This is a genomic window from Phocaeicola intestinalis (assembly GCF_014837065.1).
Taxonomy (GTDB): Bacteria; Bacteroidota; Bacteroidia; order Bacteroidales; family Bacteroidaceae; genus Phocaeicola; species Phocaeicola intestinalis.
Map to the genome: position 1 here is coordinate 1 of NZ_JACSPP010000145.1, position 761 is coordinate 761.

At 49.1% G+C, this 761-nt stretch carries 1 protein-coding gene; it reads left to right on the forward strand.

Annotated elements, in window-relative coordinates; translation table 11 throughout:
- On the forward strand, positions 1–761 hold a 761-nt coding region (locus H9625_RS17420), incomplete at both ends, for a PD-(D/E)XK nuclease family transposase (RefSeq protein ID WP_191765593.1).

Below are 761 nucleotides of genomic sequence, written 5' to 3' on the forward strand. Positions count from 1 at the left end.
GAAGACAATTCGGACAACGTAAACGACAGGGGGATTATCTTCGACCTGTATTGCCTGACTTCGGGCGGGGAATACATTATCGTGGAGATGCAGAACCGGTGGCACAGCAATTTTCTGGATCGCACGCTGTATTACGTGTGCCGTGCCATCAGCCGGTTGATAGAACGTCCCATAACAGACGAGGTGGGTTTGCCAGCTGGAGGAAAAGACTGTGTGGCGGACACGGTAAGTGAAGCACCGCCACGCTATGGCGACCGCTACAAGCTGTCGACTGTATACGGAATATTCCTGATGAACTTCAAGGAAACAAAACTGGAACCGAAATTCCGCACGGATGCGGTTGTGGCCGACCGGGAGAACGGACGGGTGGTGAATCCGCACTTCCGCCAAATCTTTTTGCAATTCCCCTACTTCACTAAACGGCTGGAGGAATGCGAAACATTGTATGACAAACTTATATATGCACTGAAGAATATGAACGAATGGAACAGAATGCCGGATGCACTGAAAGAACAGGTGTTCAAGCATCTGGAACGGCTGGCTGCCGTAGCGAACTTGTCGGAAGCGAACCGTGTGGCTTATGATAAGGCAGTAGACCGTTTCTATGTGAGCCGGATTTACGAGGAGGACATGCAAGACCGAGTGGAGAACGCGATGCGGGAAGGAAGAGAAAAAGGAATGCAGGAAGGAAGAGAAGAAGGTATAAAAGAAGGAATAAAAGAAGGAATAAAAGAAGGAATGGCTAAAAGTAAACTGGAGGA